The 22,805-nt window shown below is 43.9% G+C and carries 21 protein-coding genes; 13 read left to right on the top strand and 8 right to left on the bottom strand.

What is annotated here, in order from left to right; translation table 11 throughout:
- Nucleotides 1-11 precede the first annotated feature (11 nt).
- The gene (locus tag CO230_RS02590; protein WP_122027173.1) at nucleotides 12-482 is read right to left on the bottom strand and encodes a DinB family protein; all 471 of its coding nucleotides are present in this window, start codon (nucleotides 480-482) and stop codon (nucleotides 12-14) included.
- Nucleotides 483-689: 207 nt separating this feature from the next.
- Here CO230_RS02590 and CO230_RS02585 point away from each other — a divergent pair, with 207 nt between their 5' ends.
- The 9 genes from CO230_RS02585 (at nucleotide 690) to CO230_RS02545 (ending at nucleotide 8,911) form a co-directional block, all read left to right on the top strand.
- A complete protein-coding gene (locus CO230_RS02585) occupies nucleotides 690-1,694 on the top strand; it encodes an AAA family ATPase (RefSeq protein WP_122027172.1) in 1,005 nt (334 codons plus the stop codon).
- A gap of 6 nt (nucleotides 1,695-1,700) precedes the next feature.
- The gene (locus CO230_RS02580; RefSeq protein WP_122027171.1) at nucleotides 1,701-2,564 is read left to right on the top strand and encodes a DUF58 domain-containing protein; all 864 of its coding nucleotides are present in this window, start codon (nucleotides 1,701-1,703) and stop codon (nucleotides 2,562-2,564) included.
- A 56-nt stretch (nucleotides 2,565-2,620) separates the two neighbouring features.
- Nucleotides 2,621-3,487 carry a hypothetical protein gene (locus tag CO230_RS02575; RefSeq protein ID WP_122028862.1) on the top strand — a complete coding sequence of 289 codons (867 nt, stop codon included), beginning with the start codon at nucleotides 2,621-2,623 and terminating at the stop codon, nucleotides 3,485-3,487.
- The gene (locus CO230_RS02570; RefSeq protein WP_122027170.1) at nucleotides 3,484-4,491 is read left to right on the top strand and encodes a VWA domain-containing protein; all 1,008 of its coding nucleotides are present in this window, start codon (nucleotides 3,484-3,486) and stop codon (nucleotides 4,489-4,491) included. Before CO230_RS02575 ends, CO230_RS02570 begins: the two co-directional genes overlap by 4 nt.
- A gap of 25 nt (nucleotides 4,492-4,516) precedes the next feature.
- On the top strand, nucleotides 4,517-5,524 hold the full coding sequence (locus CO230_RS02565; protein ID WP_122027169.1) for a vWA domain-containing protein: 1,008 nt from the start codon (nucleotides 4,517-4,519) through the stop codon (nucleotides 5,522-5,524).
- A gap of 158 nt (nucleotides 5,525-5,682) precedes the next feature.
- On the top strand, nucleotides 5,683-6,336 hold the full coding sequence (locus CO230_RS02560; protein ID WP_228438169.1) for a tetratricopeptide repeat protein: 654 nt from the start codon (nucleotides 5,683-5,685) through the stop codon (nucleotides 6,334-6,336).
- Nucleotides 6,336-8,075 carry a BatD family protein gene (locus CO230_RS02555; protein ID WP_122027167.1) on the top strand — a complete coding sequence of 580 codons (1,740 nt, stop codon included), beginning with the start codon at nucleotides 6,336-6,338 and terminating at the stop codon, nucleotides 8,073-8,075. Before CO230_RS02560 ends, CO230_RS02555 begins: the two co-directional genes overlap by 1 nt.
- Before the next feature lie 35 nt (nucleotides 8,076-8,110).
- Nucleotides 8,111-8,707 (top strand): MarC family protein, encoded by a 597-nt coding sequence (locus tag CO230_RS02550; protein ID WP_122027166.1) that lies wholly within the window; start codon nucleotides 8,111-8,113, stop codon nucleotides 8,705-8,707.
- 9 nt (nucleotides 8,708-8,716) lie between these two features.
- A complete protein-coding gene (locus CO230_RS02545; protein ID WP_122027165.1) occupies nucleotides 8,717-8,911 on the top strand; it encodes a hypothetical protein in 195 nt (64 codons plus the stop codon).
- Nucleotides 8,912-8,971: 60 nt separating this feature from the next.
- Here the strand turns inward: CO230_RS02545 and CO230_RS02540 are convergent, their stop codons facing one another.
- The 6 genes from CO230_RS02540 to CO230_RS02515 form a co-directional block, all read right to left on the bottom strand.
- Entirely contained in the window at nucleotides 8,972-10,024 is a 1,053-nt protein-coding gene (locus CO230_RS02540) for a diphosphomevalonate/mevalonate 3,5-bisphosphate decarboxylase family protein (RefSeq protein ID WP_122027164.1), read from the bottom strand.
- A 40-nt stretch (nucleotides 10,025-10,064) separates the two neighbouring features.
- Entirely contained in the window at nucleotides 10,065-11,828 is a 1,764-nt protein-coding gene (locus CO230_RS02535; RefSeq protein ID WP_122027163.1) for an AMP-dependent synthetase/ligase, read from the bottom strand.
- A 6-nt stretch (nucleotides 11,829-11,834) separates the two neighbouring features.
- The gene (locus CO230_RS02530) at nucleotides 11,835-12,842 is read right to left on the bottom strand and encodes an SDR family NAD(P)-dependent oxidoreductase (protein ID WP_122027162.1); all 1,008 of its coding nucleotides are present in this window, start codon (nucleotides 12,840-12,842) and stop codon (nucleotides 11,835-11,837) included.
- Between the two features lie 11 nt (nucleotides 12,843-12,853).
- Nucleotides 12,854-13,642 carry an alpha/beta fold hydrolase gene (locus CO230_RS02525; RefSeq protein ID WP_122027161.1) on the bottom strand — a complete coding sequence of 263 codons (789 nt, stop codon included), beginning with the start codon at nucleotides 13,640-13,642 and terminating at the stop codon, nucleotides 12,854-12,856.
- A gap of 96 nt (nucleotides 13,643-13,738) precedes the next feature.
- Nucleotides 13,739-14,458 carry a pyridoxine 5'-phosphate synthase gene (locus tag CO230_RS02520; protein ID WP_122027160.1) on the bottom strand — a complete coding sequence of 240 codons (720 nt, stop codon included), beginning with the start codon at nucleotides 14,456-14,458 and terminating at the stop codon, nucleotides 13,739-13,741.
- An 8-nt stretch (nucleotides 14,459-14,466) separates the two neighbouring features.
- Entirely contained in the window at nucleotides 14,467-15,723 is a 1,257-nt protein-coding gene (locus tag CO230_RS02515; protein WP_122027159.1) for a mechanosensitive ion channel family protein, read from the bottom strand.
- A gap of 67 nt (nucleotides 15,724-15,790) precedes the next feature.
- Between CO230_RS02515 and CO230_RS02510 the strand changes: the two genes are divergently transcribed.
- Both CO230_RS02510 and CO230_RS02505 read left to right on the top strand, forming a co-directional pair.
- Nucleotides 15,791-16,276 carry a DUF456 domain-containing protein gene (locus tag CO230_RS02510; RefSeq protein WP_122027158.1) on the top strand — a complete coding sequence of 162 codons (486 nt, stop codon included), beginning with the start codon at nucleotides 15,791-15,793 and terminating at the stop codon, nucleotides 16,274-16,276.
- A gap of 73 nt (nucleotides 16,277-16,349) precedes the next feature.
- On the top strand, nucleotides 16,350-16,844 hold the full coding sequence (locus CO230_RS02505; RefSeq protein WP_162989960.1) for a hypothetical protein: 495 nt from the start codon (nucleotides 16,350-16,352) through the stop codon (nucleotides 16,842-16,844).
- Here the strand turns inward: CO230_RS02505 and CO230_RS02500 are convergent.
- Nucleotides 16,831-17,472, bottom strand: coding sequence for a uracil-DNA glycosylase (locus CO230_RS02500; RefSeq protein WP_122027156.1), 642 nt, complete (start codon nucleotides 17,470-17,472; stop codon nucleotides 16,831-16,833). The genes CO230_RS02505 and CO230_RS02500 overlap by 14 nt on opposite strands.
- Nucleotides 17,473-17,551: 79 nt before the next feature.
- Here CO230_RS02500 and CO230_RS02495 point away from each other — a divergent pair, with 79 nt between their 5' ends.
- Together CO230_RS02495 and CO230_RS02490 are read left to right on the top strand one after the other, a co-directional pair.
- Nucleotides 17,552-19,702: an endonuclease MutS2 gene (locus CO230_RS02495; RefSeq protein WP_122027155.1), complete on the top strand. Its 2,151-nt coding sequence runs from the start codon at nucleotides 17,552-17,554 to the stop codon at nucleotides 19,700-19,702.
- Between the two features lie 121 nt (nucleotides 19,703-19,823).
- On the top strand, nucleotides 19,824-22,799 hold the full coding sequence (locus tag CO230_RS02490; RefSeq protein WP_122027154.1) for an amidohydrolase family protein: 2,976 nt from the start codon (nucleotides 19,824-19,826) through the stop codon (nucleotides 22,797-22,799).
- The last annotated feature ends 6 nt before the right edge of the window (nucleotides 22,800-22,805 follow it).

Raw genomic sequence — 22,805 nt, 5'->3', positions numbered from 1 at the left:
TCTGTGTCGCGTTAGAACTGTTCACCCAGGATCGCACGTTTTTGGGCCATCGCATAACCCAAATGCAGCGACTCATGCATATTGTTGAAGATAATGGCATCCTGAATATTCTTCAGATCAAGGCCGAAACTGGTGGTGTATGAGGTATAATCCGCAAAAAAATCCGCATCGTAATCTTTCATTAAAATCTTCGAGGTTTCTGTCAGCAGGAAAGCCAGGTCATCGATCTCCGACTGCTCTACACTCAGGTTGGGCAGGGTGCCTTTTTTATATGTTTCAATCCAATATTTATCAATACGAAAGGGGTTACCGCTGAGGTAATAACATAAAAGTTGCTGGGTGGCTACGGTGTGCGCGATATTCCAGTAAATATTATTGTTGAAGCCATCCGGGATTATCATCAGTTCTTGTGGGCTGGTATTTTGTAGAATATCTAGGAGATTTCTGCGGACTTGCCGGTGTGCCTGAAAGTGGTAGTTCATCGGTGTGACATTTTAAGTATCAAAAATAGTTTAATTAACTGGAAACAGCAAAAGATGTTCGCTGGCTTACGGCTACAGTATTCTTCGCTGCTCATACAGTCTTGGGGCAAGATGCTTTAACAAAACTTTAACTAAAACTTGGCACTAATTGTGTTGACTGATCCCGGTATTTATTAGAAATTTACACTTTTAATCTAAAAATAACACATGTCAGAACTTCATCAGGCAGAGGATATTAAACAACTTAACGATAAAGTACGCGAGCAAAATTACTACTTCACCCTACTGAAACAAGAGATCAACAAAGCCATCATCGGACAGGAATATATGGTTGACCGCCTGCTGATCGGTCTTTTGGGTAATGGGCATGTACTGTTGGAGGGGGTACCTGGGCTTGCTAAAACTTTAGCCATCAAAACCCTAGCGGAGGCTGTGCAGGGTGAATTTTCCAGAATACAGTTTACCCCCGACCTGCTGCCGGCCGATGTGGTTGGTACCATGATGTATAATATCAAGGACAATGATTTCAGTATAAAACGCGGCCCAATTTTCGCCAATTTCGTATTGGCAGATGAGATCAACCGTGCACCATCAAAAGTACAGTCGGCACTGTTAGAGGCCATGCAGGAAAAGCAGGTAACGATAGGTGATGAAACCATGCCGCTCCCAAAACCCTTTCTGGTACTGGCCACCCAAAACCCCATTGATCAGGAAGGTACGTACCTGCTGCCAGAAGCGCAAAGCGACCGCTTTATGCTGAAATGCACCATCTCCTACCCCGATTTTGAGGATGAGAGAAAAATCATGAAAATGGTATCTACCTCGCATCAACCACAGATCCGTCCGGTCATTTCGTTACAGAATATTTCGGAAGCCAAAAACCTCATCAACCAAATTTATCTCGACGAGAAAATTGAAAAATATATTCTCGACATGGTTTTTGCTACCCGTTTCCCGGAAAAATACGGCTTGGCCGAACTGAAGAATTACGTCAGTTTTGGTGCTTCCCCGCGGGCCTCAATTAATCTTTCTATCGCCTCGCGCGCAGTAGCCTTCCTTAGGAACAGGGCTTTTGTACTGCCCGAAGATGTAAAAGAGATTGCCAAAGATGTATTACGGCACAGGATCGGACTAAGCTTCGAAGCTGAAGCAGAGGAAATTAACGCCGATGAAATTGTAAACAGAATCCTGAGTAAAGTACAGGCACCCTAACCATCAATGGAGATCCGCGACATCATTAAAAAAGTAAAACAGATTGAAATCCGAACCAGAAAAAAGACGGAAGCTACCCTGATGGGCCAGTATCACAGTGCTTTTAAAGGCCAGGGGATGACTTTCTCTGAAGTGCGCCCGTACCAGTTTGGTGATGAGATCCGCCGTATCGACTGGAACAAGACCGCCCGCTTCCGCGAACCTTTCGTAAAAGTGATGGAAGAAGAACGCGAACTTACCATGATGTTGCTGATAGACATCTCCGCTTCCATGGATTATGGCACACATCTACAACTTAAGCGCGAATTTGTTGCCGAAATCGCGGCCAGCGTGGGATTTTCCGCCGCGGGAAATAACGATAAAGTAGGACTCATCCTGTTCGCGGACAAAGTATACAAAGTAATCCCTCCACAGAAAGGTCGCAAGCATATCCTAGCCATCCTCAGCAACATCCTTACCGCAGAATATGTGCCTGCAGAAGCCAGAACGGATGTGGTACTGCAATATATGATGAGCGTCTTCAAGAAGAAATCACTCGTATTCATGTTCTCGGATTTTGAGGATGAGTATGATCAGAAAATCCTGCGTGTCGCCGCCAGAAAACACCAGCTACTCGGTATGCGAATCTACGACAACAAGGACAATGAAATACCCGATGTGGGGTACGCACTATTTCAAGATGCCGAGACTGGCCAACAAATGTGGGTGAACACATCCAGCGCACGCTGGCGCTATGAGTTTGCCGAAAAACAAAAACAGAAAGTAAAGGGTGTGGAAGAAGATTTCGAGAACGCTTCTGCTGGTTTCATGAACATCAATACAGGTGATGATTACGCGAAACTTCTGTATCAATACTTCAGAAAAAGATAATGGTCGCCATTAATATTCAACAGAATTTGAAAAGAGTATATTACATTTTCTTCCTGATGCTCAGTATGGTAATTCATGCACAAACATTGGGATCCAAGCTTGATAAAACAACGCTCGCTTTAGGCGAAGTGGGTGTCCTCCGCATCAATATCTCGGGGTTGCAGGGCAAAACAGTTTCTTCGGCTCCAAAGAATGAACTGCTGCCATTTCATTTTGAAGAAGTTAAAGACAGCACCCATATTCAACCAGATGATTATGAACGGATTATAGAATTTGCAGTTTTTGAGGAAGGAAAATTCACCATTCCTAAACTTGACTTTAAGATTGGCGACGAAATATATTATACCATCCCCTATGAGGTTGAAGTGGTAAATACCGCACAGAAAGGCGATGTGATACATGATATCATGAAGAATAAAGAGGTGAAACTTGAAATACAGGATTACTGGGAACTTTATAAATGGTATCTGTTGGCATTGTTGGTAATTTTAGCACTGGTCTTTATCATTTACCAGTTCATACGGTATGCACGCAGACGGAAGGATTCGCCGGCCGTGATGACCAACCAAACCTTGCGCGAACTGGAGAATCTGAAGAAAAAGAAATTCATCGAAAAAGGTGATTACCGGTCTTTCTACGTAGAGCTTATCGAAATCTCCCGTTCATTCATCACCCGACAGTATAAGATTCCGGCCGATGTATTATTGACAGATGACTTAATCGATGTAATGAAGGTAAACAACGCGATTTCCCCGGAAAATGAAAAAATAGTAGAAGAAATATTTCTGCGGGGCGATTTGGTGAAGTTCGCAAAAACATTCCCCGATCAGGCCGCGATGCAGAAAGACCTGGATGAGATAAAGAATTTTGTAAAACGCTCCGCCAAAGATCTAGAAGTCGAGCAGTTAAGAACCGGTGTATGACGCTATTTGACCTGCAACATTTCGAATTTTACAGCCCGTGGTTTCTGCTGCTTTTCTTGGTTTTTATCCCATTATTAATCAAAGACCTGCGCAAAACCACCCGCCGTGCCGTGAAGGTGCCAACCGTCTCCCACATGAAGCCCGGCAGAGGCATACATTTCATCCTCTTTTTCCTTAAACTTTCAAAATATCTGTTACTCACTGCGCTGATTATCGCGCTCGCCAGACCAAGGACTTTCACCATCTCTGAAAATAATGATGACAGCAAAGGAATCGATATCATGCTCTCCGTGGACGTCTCATTAAGTATGCTCGCCAAAGATTTAGAGCCAGACCGGCTCAACGCACTCAAAGATATCGCCAAGAAATTCGTTAACAAGCGGCCAGGCGACCGCATCGGGCTCGTCACCTATTCCGGTGAGGCTTTTACAAAAGTCCCTGTCACTTCAGACCACGAGGTACTTTTAGAAGAACTGGATGCATTGAACCCTTTAGAATTGCAGCCGGGCACGGCTATCGGCGAAGGGCTATCGGTTGCCGTAAGTCACCTGCGACACAGCAAAGCCAAGTCTAAGATCATCATTCTGATGACTGATGGGGTGAATACCATAGAAAACGCGATGCCCGCACAGGTAGGCGCCCAACTTGCCAAGAGCAACGACATCCGTGTATATTCCGTAGGAATCGGCACAAACGGATACGCCCTGATGCCTACACAAACAGATATTTTCGGTGACTTGGTATTTACCGAAACCGAAGTGAAAATTGATGAACCGGTATTGCGGGAAATCGCACAAACTACCGGCGGAAAATACTTCCGTGCCACCTCCAACCAAAGCCTTGAAGAGGTGTATGAAGAGATCAACCAACTTGAAAAATCCGAACTTCAGACTTCAAAACTGTATAATTATAAAGAACATTTCAGGTATTTCCTTTGGTTCGCATTGGGTATTTTATTGTTAGACGCGCTCTTGCGGTGGGTTATATTTAAATTTTTAAACTAAAAAAAGCACTGTTGCTGCTATAAATATGGATTGGTATTTAGGAAATCACTGGTATTTATTCCTGCTGCTGCTTCTGCCGCTGTGTGGTGTGCTGATGATACGATACACCCGTTGGAGCCGAAAAAAACGCAGCCTGTTCGCTGAACAGCGCTTTCAAGAGAGCCTGTTTGGCAAAAGACACGCCTTTACTAAGTTGCTGCCAGCCTTGTACTTAATCGCCGTATTCTTTTTGGTTATTTCAATCGTAGATTTGCTGCAAGGCTCCGAAGAAATAGAAACGCAACAGAAAATGAACAATGTCATCTTTCTGCTTGATGTCTCTAACTCGATGAACGCGCAGGATGTGGAGCAGAACCGACTCGTGCAGGCCCGAAACATCATCATCCAAACGATGAATGAGATGAAGAATGACAAGGTGGGGATTTTGGTATTTGCCGGCGAAGCAGCTTCCATCATGCCTTTAACCACCGATTTTACCGCTGTGGAAACCTATGTAAGCGGTGTGGAAACCAACATCATGAAAATGCAGGGGACCGATTTTCTAAAAGCCATAGAAACTGCTGCATTCAAGTTCAAGAACGTTGCCAAAGGCTCCAGAAAGATCGTCCTTTTAAGCGATGGTGAAGATAACGAGGGGAACGAAAAAGCGGCCATCAGGCTGGCAAAACGAGAGGGAATCTTGGTGGTATCTGTAGGTATAGGCTCTGAAGAGGGCGCACCCATCCCCGAATATGTTTTCGGGCAGCTTATGGGTTATAAGACAGACATGACCGGCCAGACTGTCATCTCGAAAAGGCAGACTGCTGCGCTTAGGAATATCGCTGAACATACGGGTGGGACCTACGTGGACGGAAATAATTTAGAAAACGCTGTACTACAAATAAATGATGCGCTTAACCGCACTTCTGGCAGCGCGCTTACAACGGTAAAATCGCAGAACGCCGTGCATTATTATCAATATTTTCTGGCGGTTTCTGTTTTTCTATTTCTCATCATTATATTATTCAATCCAAAAGGTGGTTTTAACCTTTGATAACCGTGGATACATACGCTTTTAACCCAAATTTAACAGATACCTGCTTAAATATTAACAATTAAAGGAATAATTTTGCGCTAATGAACTGGAACCCAAAATTTTCCCTGCTTTTCATTCTATTCTGTTCTCTTCTTTGGGGGCAGAATAGCTACAATATGCTTATCCATGAGGGAAATAAAGATTTTGACCGTCAAGATTACGAAAGTTCCTCCTCTAAATTTGCGGAAGCTGTAAAGGTAAAGAACAATGATTTTGCCGCCCATTACAACCTCGGTAACGCCATGTACAAACGTAAACAATATGCGGAAGCCATCGCGGAATATGAGAAGGCCAACCGGTTTGCAACCACCCTACCCGATAAAGCCGCTGCCCTGTATAATCTGGGCAATGCAAATATGCAGGCGGGCGACAGCCGCAAAGCCGCAGATTATTATAAACAGGCACTTAAACAAGATCCCTATAACGAAAACATCCGTAAAAATTACGAAATCGCGATGCTGAAAGAAAAAGAAAAACAGCAGAATCAACAAACCCAGTCTGGTGGCGGTGGTGGCGGTGAAAACCAAGAGCAGCAACAGGGACAGGACAAAGGTAACACCCCAAAAAACCATGCCGGCAGCGGACAGCGGAACAAAGGCCAAGGCGAAGGGAATGCCCAGAACGATAAAAAAGACAACTCAGGCAAAATGCCGAAAGACCTAGAGAACTCCATTCTTAACCGTGTAGAAAACAAAGAAAGAGAAACCGCCAAACGGATTCTCAACAAAGATTCCTATTCGATGCCGCAAAGCAACGAGAAGGATTGGTGATGAAAAATAAATTCCTTTACATATTCCTGCTTTTTTCAGCCTGCCTCACCTACGGGCAGGTGACTTTGATGGTTTCGGAAATTAAAGATCCGAAGGTCAACCAGCGCTTCAACCTTACTGTAATGCTAGAAATTGCGGGCGAAAACATGCTGCAAGAAACCCCTCTACGCATGCCCGACCTTTCTAAGTTTGACATTATAGGCTATGGTTCGGAGCAAAATACCATTGTACTCGATGCGCGGCGCGGCGATATCATCAACCAGATGGTTTTTCAGTGGGTACTAAGCCCCAAACAGGCAGGAAAAATTAAATTCGGTTCCGTACTGGTCACCGTAAACGGCAAAATCTACAAAACCGAACCTTTCGACATCAACGTCCGAGAAAGTGACCGCCCAGCTGTAGCTGATAATCAAGCCGTTAATGACCTTTATCTCAATATGGAGATTCAGGACAAATCGGTTTACCCTAACGAACCTACCATTGCTGTCCTCCGCGCTTACAGCCGCGATTATGGGAATTTCCGGAAACTGGGGAAAATTCAACTCCCAAAACAGAAAAATGTACATATCGCACCTGTAAGTCTGGCAAATGACGAAATTGAAACCAACGCTGGCATTGCCTCAAAAGTGCTGGCAGTATTTATGATCTTTCCTTCGGAGAGTGGGCACATCGAGATCAACCCGGTGTCTGCCACGGTGGCAAACGCAGCCGAGCCTGAAAAAATAAAATCAAACCGTGTACGCCTTCATGTAAAAAAACTTCCGGAAGGAAAACCAAAGCACTATAAAAACGCGGTCGGGGAATTTGCTGTAGAAGTCATCAACAAAACACCCAACGAAATCACAGAAATAGATAAGCCACTGAATATCAGTTTAAGGCTATCAGGCTCGGGTAACCTGAATACTTTATCGCTTCCAAAAATATTATCATCGGACAGCTATACATTTTTCCCGCCCAAAATCACGGCAAACACAGTTGTGGAGCAGGAAGGTCTGAAGGGGACCATCATTGCTGACTATGTGGTGATTCCTAAAAAACCAGGCGCAGTGACCATCAGTTTTGAGGATTTTGCATTTTTCAGTCCGGAAGAGAAAAAATTTATGGAAGTGGGCCCGCAACAACTGCTGTTGGATGTGAAAACACACGAACAGATTGTAGATGCCAAATCGGCCCTTGAACGGGTGAATGAATATACCAACACCGTACTTGAAACCGTAAACACGCCCGTTCTGAAAACCCATGCGCTGAAAGTAAAAGAAAAAGATAAAATCAACTGGTATATCGTCATTGCCAATCTTTCGTTGCTGGCAGGCGTTTTGGGTCTTTTCTCTTTCGTGAAGAGAAGAATCAGCAGCCACCGTGTACAGCCTGTGGCTGAACAAAAGCCTATCACTACCATTGCCGAGACAGAGGACCTGATTCGTAAAAAATTTCATGTGCCGTTTTCAGCTACTGCTGAATATCTAAAAAAACTGGCTGAAAATGAAGATTTCTCAAAGTTTTTCGAGGTCTATGAGGAACTGCACAACGATACAAAATCTTTCTTACAGACTGAAACCGAAAGCAAGTTCAAAGAATATATCGCACAGAACTTCGGCCAGCAAACACTTGATAACTACCGTGAATTGGCTGAACAACTGAAGTTTGAAAAATACGCTCCGTATCACACACGCGAGCAGTTCATGGAAATGGCAGAACGGATTTCCTTACTTTATTCTGAAATTAGGAATAACCAATAAAAAAGCCTATTTTTGCGGAATTAATAATTTAGGATATGTTTGAAGTCTTTTCTTTAAAGGAAACCCTCACGGCTACTATGGTACTTTTCGCGGTTATTGATATAATAGGTTCCATCCCAATTATCGTAAGCCTGAAACAGAAATTTGGGCATATCGAGTCGGGCAAAGCAGCCATCGTTGCTATGTTACTGATGATTTCTTTCTTATTCATCGGAAATAAAATCCTGAAGTTTATCGGTGTGGATGTCAACTCCTTCGCCATCGCTGGGGCTTTCGTCATCTTCATTATCGCGATAGAAATGATCTTAGGGATCGAAATCCATAAAAATCAGGAGGCAAAATCGGCTTCTATCGTCCCTATCGCATTTCCGCTGATCGCAGGCGCAGGAACGCTGACGACCACCCTTTCGTTGCGTGCCGAATATCACGACATTAACATCATCTGTGGGATCGTCCTCAATACAATTTTCGTATATTTGGTGCTAAAATCGGCTAACTGGCTCGAGAAAAAACTGGGTGACGGTACCCTGCAGGTTTTGCAAAAAGTCTTTGGGATTGTGCTGTTAGCCATTTCCATCAAACTCTTTACGGCAAATTTCGCACAACTGTTTAGTACTTATGTTAAATTTTAAATATTAGAAATGAATCTTTACTATAAAATATTCCTGGCACTTTTCGTAATTTTCATTGGTTTTAACCTATATGCGATGGAATGGCAACTGGGCTTCTGGCACAATGAAAACTCAAAATTCATCCTGTCCATGTCGGCTGCGGTGATTGGTATTTTGGTCGTATTTGTCATGAACACCATGAGCAGACTGGCCAACAGAAAGTAACCGAAAAAGAAATTATAAATAAAAAGGCTGTCACACATCATTTGCGACAGCCTTTTTTGTTTAAAACCGCATGACGTCCTTCACTACGCCGCCGTTTTGTGTATGCGTCAAAAGTTCTTTTACGATAAATTCTTTCACCGCATCTTCGGTATGATTGGCTGGGAACAGCAAATGAACGTTAGCGCCTGCATCAAGCGTGAAAAACAAGGGAAGGCCTGTTTCTTTCCTAAAATCCCAAATTTTATTAATGACTTCCAGCGTGCCCGTTTTCATCAAGATGAAGGCTGGCTCGCTCATCATCATCATCGCATGAAGGGTTAGCGCCTCATGTTCTACCAGTTTAATGAAGCTTTCGAGATCACCAGTCTTAAGGATGCTTTTAAGAGTGGTAAAATTTTCATGCGCTTCCTGAAACCTGCGCCCAGCATAAGGATTGGTATTCATCAGCCCATGTCCGACTGTTGAACTTACCGATTTTTGCCCTTCGTGGATGAGCAATACCCAATCATTAAAACTGCGAAACACCTCGTGGATCTCATCTTCAGGATAAGGTACAGCAAACAAGTCTGAACTATGGGGCACCTCATCGGTTTTTCCCCAAACGATCAGCCCATTGTAGAGGCTTCTGCACGCACTCCCACTGCCCAGGCGGGCAAGGAAACTGGCCTTTTGGTCTTTTAGCTGGCAGCCCAACTGCCCAGAGAATGTTTCTTCTAGTGTAACCAAACATTTCGCGATGGCCCCGAAACCCGAGGCGGAACTTGCGATGCCAGAGCTGTGCGGGAAGGTATTCTCGGTGTTTATAACGTATCTGCCCTTAAGAATCCACGGCAGATATTCTTCAATACTTTGAAAATATTTTTCGATTTTCGTGGCAAATTTCTGCTCTTCGTTACCTGAAAGAAAAGTCTGCACCGAAAATGGTTCACCAGCAAAAAACTGAATGGATGTATTTGTCTTACAGTTATTTAATGTATAACTGATACTGGGATTGGCCGGTATCTGATGGGCATATTTGCCCCAATATTTTATCAGTGCGATATTTGAAGGACAAGATGCTGAAACCTCTGTATTGATAAGTTGATAGTGCGCGGAACCTTGAAATTCTTTCATGTTTTTAAATTGAACCCTGTAAAATGAGGCTTTTTTAATATTAATGTTCGTACATTTTTTCAATCAGTTCTGCATATTTCTGCATGACTACATTGCGTTTTACCTTTAAAGTAGGTGTAATTTCGCCGGAATTAACTTCAAATTCCGAAGGCATCAGCACAAATTTCTTCACTTTCTCGAAGCCTGCCAGGCTTTTCTGCATCTCCTCTAGTTTTTCGCGGTAGAAATCTTTTATCTTCTCTGAATTAACGATTTCTGGCCAACTTGTAAAAGTGAGATTCAGTTTCGGAAGCATCTCTTTAAGCGCTTCAAAATTAGGAATAATCAGCGCGGTTACAAATGGTTTGCCTTCGGCCACCACCATGGCTTGGGTAATATAATTATTATTAGACAGCAGATTCTCGATAGGTTGTGGCGTTACATATTTACCGTTAGAGGTTTTCATCAAATCCTTGATGCGGTCGGTAATAAAGAGATTGCCTTTTTCATCGAAACGCCCCGCATCACCTGTACGGAACCAGCCATCTTCTGTAAAAACTGCGGCTGTTTCTTCGGGAAGTTTGTAATATCCTTTCATTATGCCGCTGCCTTTGGCTAGGATTTCATTGTTTTCGGCAATTTTCAGTTGCGTATCTCCCAGCGGGATGCCTGCACTGCCGTGTTGGTAATTTTTAAAAGGAAAAGCGGTAAGCGTAGCCGTAGTTTCGGTAAGGCCATAACCTACTGTCATGTGTGCGCCCATCGCATCGAAGAAACGGGTAACTTCTGGCGAAACCGAAGCACCACCACAAGGCATAAACCACAGTCTGCCACCCATTTTTTTCCTGATTTTATTGAAGACCAGCATACCGGCGACTTTGTTTTTCACCTGCAAACCGAAAGGTACAGGCTGGCTGGTTCGTTTCAGTTCCGCTACTTTTCCGCCGGTTTCAAGGGCCCAATTAAATATTTTCTTTTTGGCTGGCGAACTGTTTTTCACCATCTCATTTACCCCTGCATAAATTTTTTGGTAGAAGCGTGGCACCGCGCACATCATTGTTGGTCTTACTTCGGTAAGTGCGTGTGCGATCAGTTTGGTATTTTCAAGGAAATACACTTTTGCACCGCCATATAAGGAGAGCAAAGTCCAGCTGCGCTCAAAAACGTGGGTTAACGGCAGAAAGGCCAGCGAAGTCTCGTTCTCGAAATTTTTAAATTTAAAGAATTCGAAATGCGCGTTAATACACTGCTGGAAATTACCGTGCGTGAGCATCACCCCTTTGGGTACGCCTGTTGTTCCGGAGGTGTAAATAATGGTCGCCAGATCGCCGCTTTCTTTCGGCACAATCTCAAAATGTTCGGCGCCAGACTTTATGAAATCCTCGAAATAGACGCTGCGGTCTTTTTTTATCCAAATAGATTTTTTAGCCACCAAGATCTGCTCAAGCGTATTGTCGCCGCACAGGATTTCAAAGGCGGCATCATATTGTTCTTGGTTGCCGACGAGGATGATTTTAGCTTCAGAATCATTGATGATATACGCTGCCTGCTCGCCATTATTGGTGGAATAAATAGGAACGGAAATCGCGCCAAGTGACATAACTGCGAGATCGAGCACCATCCACTCCGCCGAATTATCACTATAGATCGCTACCTTATCGCTGGCTGAAATTCCGGACTCCTGCAAAGCGTTGGCTGTTTTAAAAATCAGGCGGCGGAAATCCTGCCAGTGAATTTCCTTCCACACATCTTTCTTCTTGAAGCCTATGGCAGGTTTCTGTGGGAATTTTTCGGTATTGGTATTGATAAATGAGGCAAAATTCATTTTTTATTATTTGTTTTGTGTATCTGAGAGATAATTTTTAAAGTGAAAATCCAAACTTTCTTCTACTGGAATGAACTGATAACCAATCAGTTCCTTAATCTTGTCATTGGAGATTGGGGTAAAGGTAGTCACAGTTTCGGTATTGACTTTATTGGCAAGCTTCAGCAAAGAAAATAACCAACCTAAAAGAAAACTAAGGACCGAAGCTATGCGTAGCAAACTATTGGGGATGATCTTAGGTGCTTTTTCACCGATCTTTTTCCGTAGATAAACTGACATTTCAAAGAAGGTCTTATTCTCTGAAATAAGAATGAAGCGTTCGTCAAAGACCTCCTTCTCCATCAGTTCAACAGCGATTTTAGCGACATCCCTTACATCAATATACGCTGTGCCACCCGAGAACGTATAAGGCCGCGTAAGATTTTTAAAAATCAGACCGCTGCTTTTGTCCCAGTTTCCGCTGCCGATAATGACACCTGGATTGATGATGACGGTCTGTAGACCCTCAGCCGAGGCCCGCCACACTTCCATTTCAGCGATATGCTTTGAAATCGCGTAGTTGGAATGGTTGATTTTGGCGTTATAGAAGGAATCCTCGTCCAGCGCGCCGTTCTCATTAAGACCATCCAGCACTGAGGTAGAGCTGACGTAACAGAACTTCTGTACCGATGAGTCTTCGCAGGCGTAAAGCAATTGCCGTGTCCCATCAATATTTGTACGGAACATCTCGCGCTGAAAACCCGGGTGAAAACTTACTGTAGCGGCGCAGTGATACACTTCCGTAACGCCTGCCAATGCTTGCTGCAGCGAGAAGATATCTTTAAAATCCACATCTACCCAATCTATCTCAGCAAAAAAAGCTTCGAAATTATCGGTATAGAATTTCAGTGACTGTTTTACTTCTTCAATATCACTTGATTTCCGTTTTGTGGCGCGCACTTTATGACCTTGTTTCAGTAATTCTAAAACGATGACTCTACCGAGGATTCCTGTGGCACCAGTAACTAAAATCATAGGAAAAAAGGTTAATTAGGGCGGTTTTCGATAAGAAAATCTTTCACAGTTTCATTGAAGTCGCGTGGATTTTCGGCTTGTACCCAATGGCCGGCATCAGCGATCTGCACTACGGAAGCTTCGGGAAATTGCTGCCGGATCTGGAACTCATCCTGCGGGAGAATATAATTGGATTTTGCCCCTGCAATAAAAAGGGTTTCGCCACTATAAATGCCAAATTTAATAGCATTTGACACAAACTGACTGTATTTTTCGGCCAAAGTTTTCAGATTGAAGCGCCAGGCGAGTTTCTTATCATCAGTCCAGTAAAGGTTTTTCGCCAGAAACTGAATGACAGATTTTTCAGGGATATATTGCTGCAGCACAGCTTCGGCCTGCTGCCGTGTACTAATGGTATTGAAATCGACACTCTGCAGCGCCTTCAAAATCCCCTGATGATGCGGTGGATAGGCTTTAGGAGAAATATCTACCACGATAAGTTTCTGTACTTTCACCGGATATTTTACCGCAAACTGCATCACTGCTTTGCCGCCTAAGGAATGCCCGAGTAGATTAGCTTTTATAAACCCATTAAAGTCCATATAATGCAGAATATCATGCGCCAAGTCATCATGCGACATTTCTTCGGAATGGAAACTTTTACCGTGATTGCGCAAATCTATTAAATGAACCGGGAAGTATTCGCCCATTTCTTTGCCGAAACTGCCCCAGTTATCCAGCATGCCGAACAACCCATGAAACACCAGCAAAGGTGTGCCCGGCAATTCGGCTCCGTAAATTTTCGAGTGTAAAATATCCATCACTACAGGTTATGGTTCAAAATTAATATAAATTTTTGGCATGGCTGCCCGCACTATTTGAAACAAAAGCGGGTTTTATGCCCGCCTTGTCTTTATTTACCATTTTGCCAACCGTTTCAGATAAGCCTGAACGGTATTTTCAAGTCCCATGTACAGCGCCTCGGAAATCAGAGCGTGACCAATGGAAACCTCCAAAAGATTCGGGATGTTATCGGCAAAATATTTAAGGTTTTCTAAGCTTAGATCATGTCCTGCATTTACGCCAAGCCCGTATTTTTCAGCTTCCAGCGCAGTTTCCAGATAGGGTTGAAGCGCTTTTTTCTTATTCTGAAGATAATTTTTCGCGTAAGCTTCGGTATAAAGTTCAATACGGTCGGCACCGGTCTCGGCGGCATATTTCACCATAGCCGGATTGGGATCAAGAAAAACGGATGTCCTGATGCCTGCATCTTTAAACTCGGCAATCACGTTGCGTAGAAAGCCTAAATGAATCTCGCAGTTCCAGCCAGCGTTGGAGGTAATGGCATTATCGGCATCCGGGACCAAGGTCACCTGCTCGGGCTTCACTTCCAAAACCATATCGATAAATGGGCGGTGTGGGTTTCCTTCGATATTGAATTCGGTATGTACCAACGGTTTCAGCTCATACACGTCTTTCCGGGTGATATGTCTTTCATCAGGCCGGGGATGTATAGTAATACCCTGTGCACCAAAATCTTGCAATTTAACAGCAGCTTCGGTCACACTGGGCAGTTCGCCGCCGCGCGCATTACGGATCGTCGCGATTTTATTGATGTTTACACTAAGTTTTGTCATTTGAATAATTAAATTTTTACTACCTGAACTACCTGAAGATCAAACTCTTTGGAAGCTACGAGTAAGTGGTCGAAAATATCAGCCTGTATGTCTTCATAATTCGCCCAAACGGCATCATTCGTGAAGCAGTAAATCTCCAGTGGCATGCCTTGTGGCGTATTTTCAAGCTGTCGTACAATGATGGTCCCATCCTGATCGATGTGGCGGTTGTTTTTCAGATAATTAAATACATATTCCCGGAAAACACCGATGTTGGTGAGTTGCCGGCCGTTGATCAGCATTTCCGGGTTGGCAATCGTGCGCCGCAGTGCCGCCATTTCCCCTTGCTTTTGGGTAAGATACTCTGAAATCAGGTTAATCTTTGCCAGTTTACTCATTGTTTCTTCATCTAAAAACTTAAATGAATTGATGTTGAAAATAATGGATCTCTTAATTCGGCGTGTATTGGTTTCCGACATTACCTGGATGTTTTTGATCTCGGTAGTGAGGAAATCATAAGTTGGGATCGTGGAAATGGTTTTATCGAAATTCTGTATTTTAGTTGTCAGCAGATTGATATCCATGATGTTCCCTTCCAGGTTGTATTTAGGAATGCCGATCCAGTCACCAACTTTTAAATTCTTCGAGGTGGCCACGTGGATACCGGTGACAAAGCCTAAAATTGTATCGCGGAAAACCAGTACCAAAACGGCCGTTATCGCTCCCAGACTCCCTACAATAGTGGAGCCGCTGATGCCGAAAATGACGCAGATCGCCACTACAGTCGACACGAAGATACCGAAAGTCTTAACCGTCTGCGAAACCGCATTCAAGGCGATGATCTTATAAAAGTCTTGCTTGATGGTGAAGTAGTTACGAAACGCGCTGAGGCCGCGGTACAGCATGTTTGCCACCACCAATACGATGACAAGGTCAATTAATCTTTCGAGAAGGGTAAAGCTTTTCGGATGACGATCAAATATGGAATATAATGCAAAGTTGCCTAGAAGCAGCGCGAACAGGTGCGAAGCAGAGTTGGTGAGACGTGCGAGGTAAACCGATTTCATTATCGGATGCCGGTCATTATTAAATTTGATCCTAAAGATGCTGTTGAGCAACATTTTCCAGAGCAAATCTGCTAAATAAATGATAAGAACCCAGAACAGGAGTTTGAGCACAATCTGTGTTATCAGCACCGTACCATCCGGAAAGTGATCTTTCACAAAATAGTGAATCGTGTCGCTGATATTTTCAAGAAAATCTCTGGTACCTTGCAGTTCGTTCATTCCAGCAAAAATAAGAAATCTGTTTGTGTTTACCGGACTTATACCTATTTTTAACAAAATTTATCAAATGGATTATACACTGATTTACTTCGTGAGCATCATTTTACTCGTACTTGGTATTCTAGGAACTTTCCTGCCCGTATTGCCCGGTTTATTACTAAGTTTATGCGGACTTCTGATCTATAAATTCGGTACAGATGCTACCCTGCCGATGGCTTACATCTGGATTTTTTCGGTACTTACCTTAATATCCGCCATACTTAATTATGTAATCCCGGCCCGCACCAACCGCAAGTATGGTGGTACACGCTGGGGCAGCATAGGCTCGGTGATAGGTACACTGGCGGGGATGTTTTTTATCCCGGTGCCGTTTGGCTTTGTCATCGGGATGTTTTTGGGCGTGTTCATTGGCGAATTACTGCATGACAGTAGCGACCGTAAAAAAGCGTGGAACTCCACCAAAGGGGCTTTCATTGGGTTTCTTTATGGCACCGGTTTCAATTTCATTGTAGGTGTGGCAATGTTTTTGGTAGTGATTTTTGATATGCTTTAATATCATGATTTCCAAAAGCTTACTTTACGTTTTAAGTATTATAGGGTTTACCGCTTGCCAAAATCAGAACAGTTTGGTACAACAGATTGATTCGGGCGTTCATCAGCATACCCCTGCGATACCAGATATGTCCGCAGGATTACCACCTGAGCCCGAAGCCACAAGAAAAACTGAAAAGGGCAAAAAAGAACAAAACATCATTTACCTTAAAGAAGGCGAAACCAAATTCCTGAAAGAGCAACAGATGAACATCACCTTCAAAGGAATTACCGAAGACAGCCGTTGCCCCCAAGGCGTAAATTGTGTGTGGGCAGGCACAGCCCTTGCTCAGATAGTAGTAATGGGGGTATATACAAGGCCTTACACCATATTACTCAGCACGCTTGCCGACACCAAAAAAGGCTATAATACATCCAGAAACTTCAATGGTTATGAATTTTCTTTAGCAGAAGTAAATCCGCAACCCACTACCAACAAAGATTACAAAGATCATAAGGGCAACTACCGAATTGGGCTGAATATCACCAGAAAAAGCGCCGGTTCCGATCATCAAACTACCAAGAGATAGGCGCCAGATCTTTAGATTCCAGATACGCATTGATCTTAGAGAATGGCTTGCTGCCGTAAAAACCACGATATACTGAAAATGGCGAGGGGTGTGCAGATTTGATGACGTAGTGCCGGCTTGCATCAATCAACGTTTCTTTTTTCTGCGCGAAAGCACCCCAGAGTACGAACACTACATGCTCTTTGCGCGCTGCGATCTGCCCGATGATGAAATCGGTAAACTGTTCCCAACCAAGATCCTTGTGCGAATTGGGCGAATGCGCCTTCACGGTGAGCGTGGCATTCAGCAACAGAACCCCCTGTTTCGCCCAGTCATCCAACTCTTTTTTGGTACGTTCGATACCTAAATCATCCTTAAGCTCCGTAAAGATATTCTTAAGTGAAGGCGGCGCGGACACATTCTCCGAAACCGAAAAACACAACCCATTTGCCTGCCCATCGTTATGGTAAGGATCTTGTCCGATGATAACAACTTTCACCTCTTCAAAAGGTGTAAGCTCCAGCGCACGGAAAATCTGTCCCTTTGGCGGAAAACATTTTGAAGTGGCATAGTTTTGTTTCACATTTTCCCAAAGTGTTTCAAAATAAGGCGTATTTTTAATTGGTGCGAGTACTTCAGTCCAGGTCATTGGCGATCTTTAGATATATTCAAAATTAGATAAAAATATCTTACAAAACAGTTTTTAAAATTCTCATTAAATTTGTTCCGTGCATATTAACCAAGACCAATTAGAAGAATTAGAGTTTCCGGATCTACTTGCGGAAATCGCCCCATACGCCTACTCCCCTAAAATCGCTGATAAAATTACAGCGCTGAGACCAATACCACAGGAAGAAGCTGAAATTTCCCTCAGGAAAGTCGCAGAATATCTGTCGAGTTTTGAAAGTTCAAACGCCATCCCCTTCCATGAATATGAAGACATCGAGGAAGAACTGAAACTGATGCTGATTGAGAATTACCGGCTCGACAACAGCGCTTTCCTCAAAATAAAATCCATCACCGAACAGATGGGTAAATTGCAGAAATTCTTTCCGCAGTACGGCGAATTGTTTCAGCACCTTCATGAAGGCATAAAACATACGGAATACCGCAAAGAAATCATTGATAAGATCGACAAGGTTTTCAACCGTTTCGGGGAAGTAAAAAACGAGGCTTCACCAGCGCTGAAAACACTCAGAACCGAGATTTCACACGCCAGAAAAGCCATCCAAGAGAACTTTAACCGTGTACTAACCGCACTTTCCTCCACTGATTTCCTTGATGACATCCGCGAGAGTATTATTGATGACCAGCGGGTGTTGGCCGTAAAATCCGGCTACAAAAAACGGGTGCCGGGCCGAACATTGGGCGTCTCTAAAACCGGTTCAATCACCTATATCCAGCCAGATTCTGTGGTAAAACACCAGTTCAAACTCCGCGAAAACCTGGAAGAAGAAAAAAAGGAAATCGATAAGATCCTGCGAACCCTTACGACAGAAATAGCTGTATTCCAGCCACAACTTTCAGATTATCAGCAATGCATTTTCGACCTGGATTTTACCCGCGCCAAAGCAAAATTCGCTGAAAAGACAGGCGGTATTCTACCAAAAATCAATCGGCACCAAACTCTAAGGCTGGTGAACGCATATCATCCGCTGCTGCTGTTGCGCAACCGCGAAGAAAATAAAGACATTTATCCGCAAAGCTTTACCTTAACACAACACAACAGGATTTTATGTATTTCTGGGCCAAACGCCGGCGGAAAATCCATTACACTTAAAACAGCCGGATTGCTGCAACTGATGCTACAGAGCGGCATCCTGGTTCCGGTGCATCCACGTTCGGAGATGTTCTTTTTCGACCGGATCATGACGGATATCGGTGATAACCAATCCATTGATAATCACCTTTCTACCTACTCATCACGCCTCAAGAAAATGTCGGGCATCATTCGCGAGGCTGATGAGAATACGTTATTACTTATCGACGAATTCGGCACCGGTTCCGACCCGGAATTGGGCGGTGCGCTGGCCGAGAGCTTCCTGGAGTTCTTCTACAAGAAGAAAAGTTTTGCCATCATCACCACGCATTACACCAACATCAAACTGGTGATCGAGCAGCTGCCCGCAGCCCAAAACGCCGCTATGTTGTTCGATGAGCGTACGCTGGAGCCGCTGTATAAACTTGAAGTGGGACAGGCCGGCAGCTCATTTACTTTCGAAGTCGCGCAGAAGAATAAAATCCCCAAATTCATTATAGAATCTGCCCGAAAAAAGGTGGAACATGACATCGTAAACCTCGATAAGACCATCGTAAAGCTGCAGCAGGAAAAATTTGAGGTCGAAAAACTGAAAACAAATCTTACGGAGCAAAAAGAATCTACACAGAACAAAAAGGAAAACCTAGAAAAACTGAATGAGCAATTGCAGCAAAAACTCTTCAATTTCCAGAAACTATACGAGGACGAACACCGCAAACTGCAGTTTGGGAATAAGATAGAAGGCTTCATTGATTCTTACACCAAAGGCAAGCCACGCAAAGAAGTGGTAAAGGATTTTGTGAAAATCCTCGAGCAGGAAAAATTCCGGAAATTAGGTTCCGATAAGGATGAAAGCAAGAAATTACAAATCGTAAAACGCAAAATTACCCAACAGCTAAAAAAGGAAACCGTACAGGAAAAAATCGCCGAAACCAACGAAAAGCTGGAAGAACGCCGTACCAAAGAACGTGCGACTTGGCTAAAAATTGGCCAGCGCGTACGCATTACCGGCAGCACCAGCGTCGGTACCATCGAAAAGATTGACAAAAACCAGAAAGTGACTGTTAATTACGGCTTGTTCAAGACACAGATCTCGGCAGACGAACTGGAACGGATTTGATATTTATACGCCTCCAAGCAGCAAGGCTATATTCAGCTATATTTTTTAAAGAAAAGTGGTTTTCAGACAGTAAATATTTATACATTTACTGCTTTTAATACATAAACTGAAAACTCATTTCATGCTAAAGAAAGTACTTTCCGCAGTCTCGGTGGCAGTTGTAATCTCCGCCTCGGCGCAGGTCGGTTACTGGCCGAACGATACAAAAGGCAAAGACCACAGTGTATACGCCGTAAAAAACATCACACTTTATCAGGATTATAAAACCAAAATCAATGATGCCGTACTGGTTTTTCAGGATGGCAAAGTATTAGCTTCCGGCAAAGCTACCATTCCGAAAAACGCCGTGGTAATTGACGGTAAGGGCGCTTTCGTATATCCTTCATTCATTGATGCGTATGCGAATATTGGTGTAGAAAAAGCCAAACGTAACGAATATCAGCCGGGCAGCACCTATCTACCTACTGATGCCACATCGGCCGCATATAATGATGCCGTGAAGGCCAATACCCGCGCGGTAAGCAATTTCACCAATCAGTCAAAAGACTTTCAGGATTATCTGAAACAGGGATTTGGCTCCGCACTCAGCTTTAATGAAGACGGCATCGTGCGCGGCTCAGCCGTACTTATTAACTTAGGAGAAGGATTGGCATCAGAAAAAATCATTAAGGAAGATGCCGGACTTATATTATCTTTAAGCAAAGGAAGTTCGCGCCAGGCCTATCCATCATCGCTTGTAGGTTCGGTAGCCTTGCTACGGCAACTTTATCTGGATGCCGATTGGTACGCCAAAGGCGGCCATACCGAAAATAAGAATATCAACCTCGAAGCCTTCAACCAATACCGTAAGCTACCAACCATTATAGAGACTTCTGAAAAATGGGACGTGCTGCGTACTGATGCCATAGGTGATGAAGCCGCTACACAATTCGTATTCGTAGGTTCAGGGAACGAATATCAGCGTGCAAAAGAAATGAAAGCCACCAACGGAACGTTTATTCTTCCACTCGAATATCCCAAACCCTTCCAAAGCCAGGATTTGATGAATGTGGAAGACTTGGACGTGGCAGAACTCAAACATTGGGAACTCGCGCCCTACAACGCCGTATATCTCGCGAAAGAAAAAGTGCCCTTCGCACTGACCATGTTCCGGCTGAAAGATAAAAATATATTCCTCGACAGAATCCGTGACCTTCATAAAAAAGGACTTTCAAAAGAAGAGATCTTGCAGTCGCTTACCGAAAAACCCGCACAAATCCTTCAGGTAAACACCCTTGGGCATCTTAACAAAGGTGCTCTTGCAAACTTCATCATCGTATCCGATGACCTTTTCGCAAAAGAAGCTGTAATTTATGAAAACTGGGTGTCAGGCAAGCGCAACCTCATCAATCGGATGCCTGAGACCGATGTACGTGGGGATTACAAAGTGCAGCTAAACAACCAGTCTTACGACCTGAAAATTAAAGGTAAAATAACCAAACCTGAAGCAGAGATCTTTCAGGATGATAAAAAAGGAAAAGTAAAACTCGCCGTAGCAGATTATAAAATGGCGCTGGACATGAACCTGCCCAACGATTCCATACAGCATTACCGGCTCATGATCCCACTGACCGATTATAAAAACCGAACCACCACCGCTACCGACCAAAGCGGCAACTCCTTACCTGTAACCATCAGTTTTGTAAAAGATTTCGAGCCCGAAACCAAACAGGAAGAAACCACCCAAGCCGATGAACCAGGAAAAATCTGGTATCCTTTCGTTGCCTTTGGTAGCGAAACCATCCCTTCCCAAAAAGATTATCTGATCAGAAATGCCACCGTTTGGACAAACACCTCCAAAGGCATCGCTAAAAATACGGATGTAAAGGTTTCTAAAGGAAAAATCATACAAATAGGCACCAATCTTTCGGCTGGTAATGCCCTGGTGATTGACGGCAGCAACCTTCATCTTACCAATGGCATTATTGATGAGCATACACACATCGGCTTAGCGCGCGGCGTAAATGAGGCTGGCAGCAATAACTCTGGCGAAGTACGGATGAGCGACGCCATCAACCCTGATGATGTTAATTTCTACAGACAGCTGGCTGGTGGTGTTACCGCCGCACAGCAACTGCACGGTTCCGCAAACCCTATTGGCGGGCAGTCATCAATGGTAAAATTCAAATGGGGCGAAGAGGCAAAAGCCATGCAGTTCCCAGGCGCAAAACCTTATATTAAATTCGCGCTGGGCGAAAACGTAAAACAAAGTAACTGGGGCAATAACCCGAACCGTTTCCCACAATCCAGAGGCGGTGTAGAGCAGGCGTTCGACTTCTGGTTCACCCGCGCTCTCGAATATGAAAAGCAAAAAAACTCCCAGAAAAATTACCGGAAGGACCTTCGCCTGGAGACGATGCTGGAGATCTTGAAAAGCAACCGCTTTATCACCTGCCATTCGTATGTACAGAGCGAAATCAATATGCTGATGGATGTGGCTGAGCGTTTTGATTTCCGTGTGCAGACCTTTACACACATTCTGGAAGGTTACAAAGTAGCCGATAAAATGAAGAGACATGGCGCCAACGCTTCTACATTCTCCGATTGGTGGGCGTATAAAGAAGAAGTGCGGGAAGCGATCCCTTACAACGCTGCTTTATTACTGCAGGCCGGTGTAAACGTCGCCATAAATTCTGATGATGCAGAAATGGCCAGAAGGCTAAACCAAGAGGCAGGGAAAACCGTTAAATACGGGAACGTTCCGCAGGAAGAAGCTTGGAAGATGGTCACCCTGAACCCTGCAAAGATGCTGCAGATTGATGATAAAGTAGGTAGCATTGAACCCGGAAAAGATGCCGACCTGGTCTTATGGACAGATAATCCACTGAGTATCTACGCAAAAGTCAGCAAAACCTTCGTGGATGGAATCTTGTATTTCGATGCTGCGCAACAACCAGCTAAAGATAAAATGGTCTTGGATGAAAAAAACAGAATCATCAGAAAAATGCTGTTCTCTGACGATACTGCAAAGGGCAACACCCAAAACGCCGAGAAAAAACAACGCGTCCTCTATCATTGTGACACCCTAGAAGGTGAAGAACACCAACACTCCCACTAATCTTTA

The sequence above is a fragment of the Chryseobacterium sp. 6424 genome (genome assembly GCF_003692615.1).
Classification (GTDB): Bacteria; Bacteroidota; Bacteroidia; order Flavobacteriales; family Weeksellaceae; genus Kaistella.
This window is presented reverse-complemented; position numbering and strand designations above follow the sequence as displayed.

Excerpts from the sequence above, each read along its gene's own strand:
- CO230_RS02515 (WP_122027159.1), bottom strand. The coding sequence starts at position 15,723 with ATGAACGAACTGCAAGGTACCAGAGATTTTCTTGAAAATATCAGCGAC.
- CO230_RS02525 (WP_122027161.1), bottom strand. The coding sequence starts at position 13,642 with ATGGATATTTTACACTCGAAAATTTACGGAGCCGAATTGCCGGGCACA.
- CO230_RS02545 (WP_122027165.1), top strand. The coding sequence starts at position 8,717 with ATGAATCTTTACTATAAAATATTCCTGGCACTTTTCGTAATTTTCATT.
- CO230_RS02575 (WP_122028862.1), top strand. The coding sequence starts at position 2,621 with ATGCTCAGTATGGTAATTCATGCACAAACATTGGGATCCAAGCTTGAT.
- CO230_RS02590 (WP_122027173.1), bottom strand. The coding sequence starts at position 482 with ATGAACTACCACTTTCAGGCACACCGGCAAGTCCGCAGAAATCTCCTA.
- CO230_RS02520 (WP_122027160.1), bottom strand. The coding sequence starts at position 14,458 with ATGACAAAACTTAGTGTAAACATCAATAAAATCGCGACGATCCGTAAT.
- CO230_RS02585 (WP_122027172.1), top strand. The coding sequence starts at position 690 with ATGTCAGAACTTCATCAGGCAGAGGATATTAAACAACTTAACGATAAA.
- CO230_RS02510 (WP_122027158.1), top strand. The coding sequence starts at position 15,791 with ATGGATTATACACTGATTTACTTCGTGAGCATCATTTTACTCGTACTT.
- CO230_RS02490 (WP_122027154.1), top strand. The coding sequence starts at position 19,824 with ATGCTAAAGAAAGTACTTTCCGCAGTCTCGGTGGCAGTTGTAATCTCC.
- CO230_RS02565 (WP_122027169.1), top strand. The coding sequence starts at position 4,517 with ATGGATTGGTATTTAGGAAATCACTGGTATTTATTCCTGCTGCTGCTT.
- CO230_RS02580 (WP_122027171.1), top strand. The coding sequence starts at position 1,701 with ATGGAGATCCGCGACATCATTAAAAAAGTAAAACAGATTGAAATCCGA.
- CO230_RS02500 (WP_122027156.1), bottom strand. The coding sequence starts at position 17,472 with ATGACCTGGACTGAAGTACTCGCACCAATTAAAAATACGCCTTATTTT.
- CO230_RS02530 (WP_122027162.1), bottom strand. The coding sequence starts at position 12,842 with ATGATTTTAGTTACTGGTGCCACAGGAATCCTCGGTAGAGTCATCGTT.
- CO230_RS02535 (WP_122027163.1), bottom strand. The coding sequence starts at position 11,828 with ATGAATTTTGCCTCATTTATCAATACCAATACCGAAAAATTCCCACAG.
- CO230_RS02540 (WP_122027164.1), bottom strand. The coding sequence starts at position 10,024 with ATGAAAGAATTTCAAGGTTCCGCGCACTATCAACTTATCAATACAGAG.
- CO230_RS02550 (WP_122027166.1), top strand. The coding sequence starts at position 8,111 with ATGTTTGAAGTCTTTTCTTTAAAGGAAACCCTCACGGCTACTATGGTA.
- CO230_RS02560 (WP_228438169.1), top strand. The coding sequence starts at position 5,683 with ATGCTTATCCATGAGGGAAATAAAGATTTTGACCGTCAAGATTACGAA.
- CO230_RS02570 (WP_122027170.1), top strand. The coding sequence starts at position 3,484 with ATGACGCTATTTGACCTGCAACATTTCGAATTTTACAGCCCGTGGTTT.
- CO230_RS02555 (WP_122027167.1), top strand. The coding sequence starts at position 6,336 with ATGAAAAATAAATTCCTTTACATATTCCTGCTTTTTTCAGCCTGCCTC.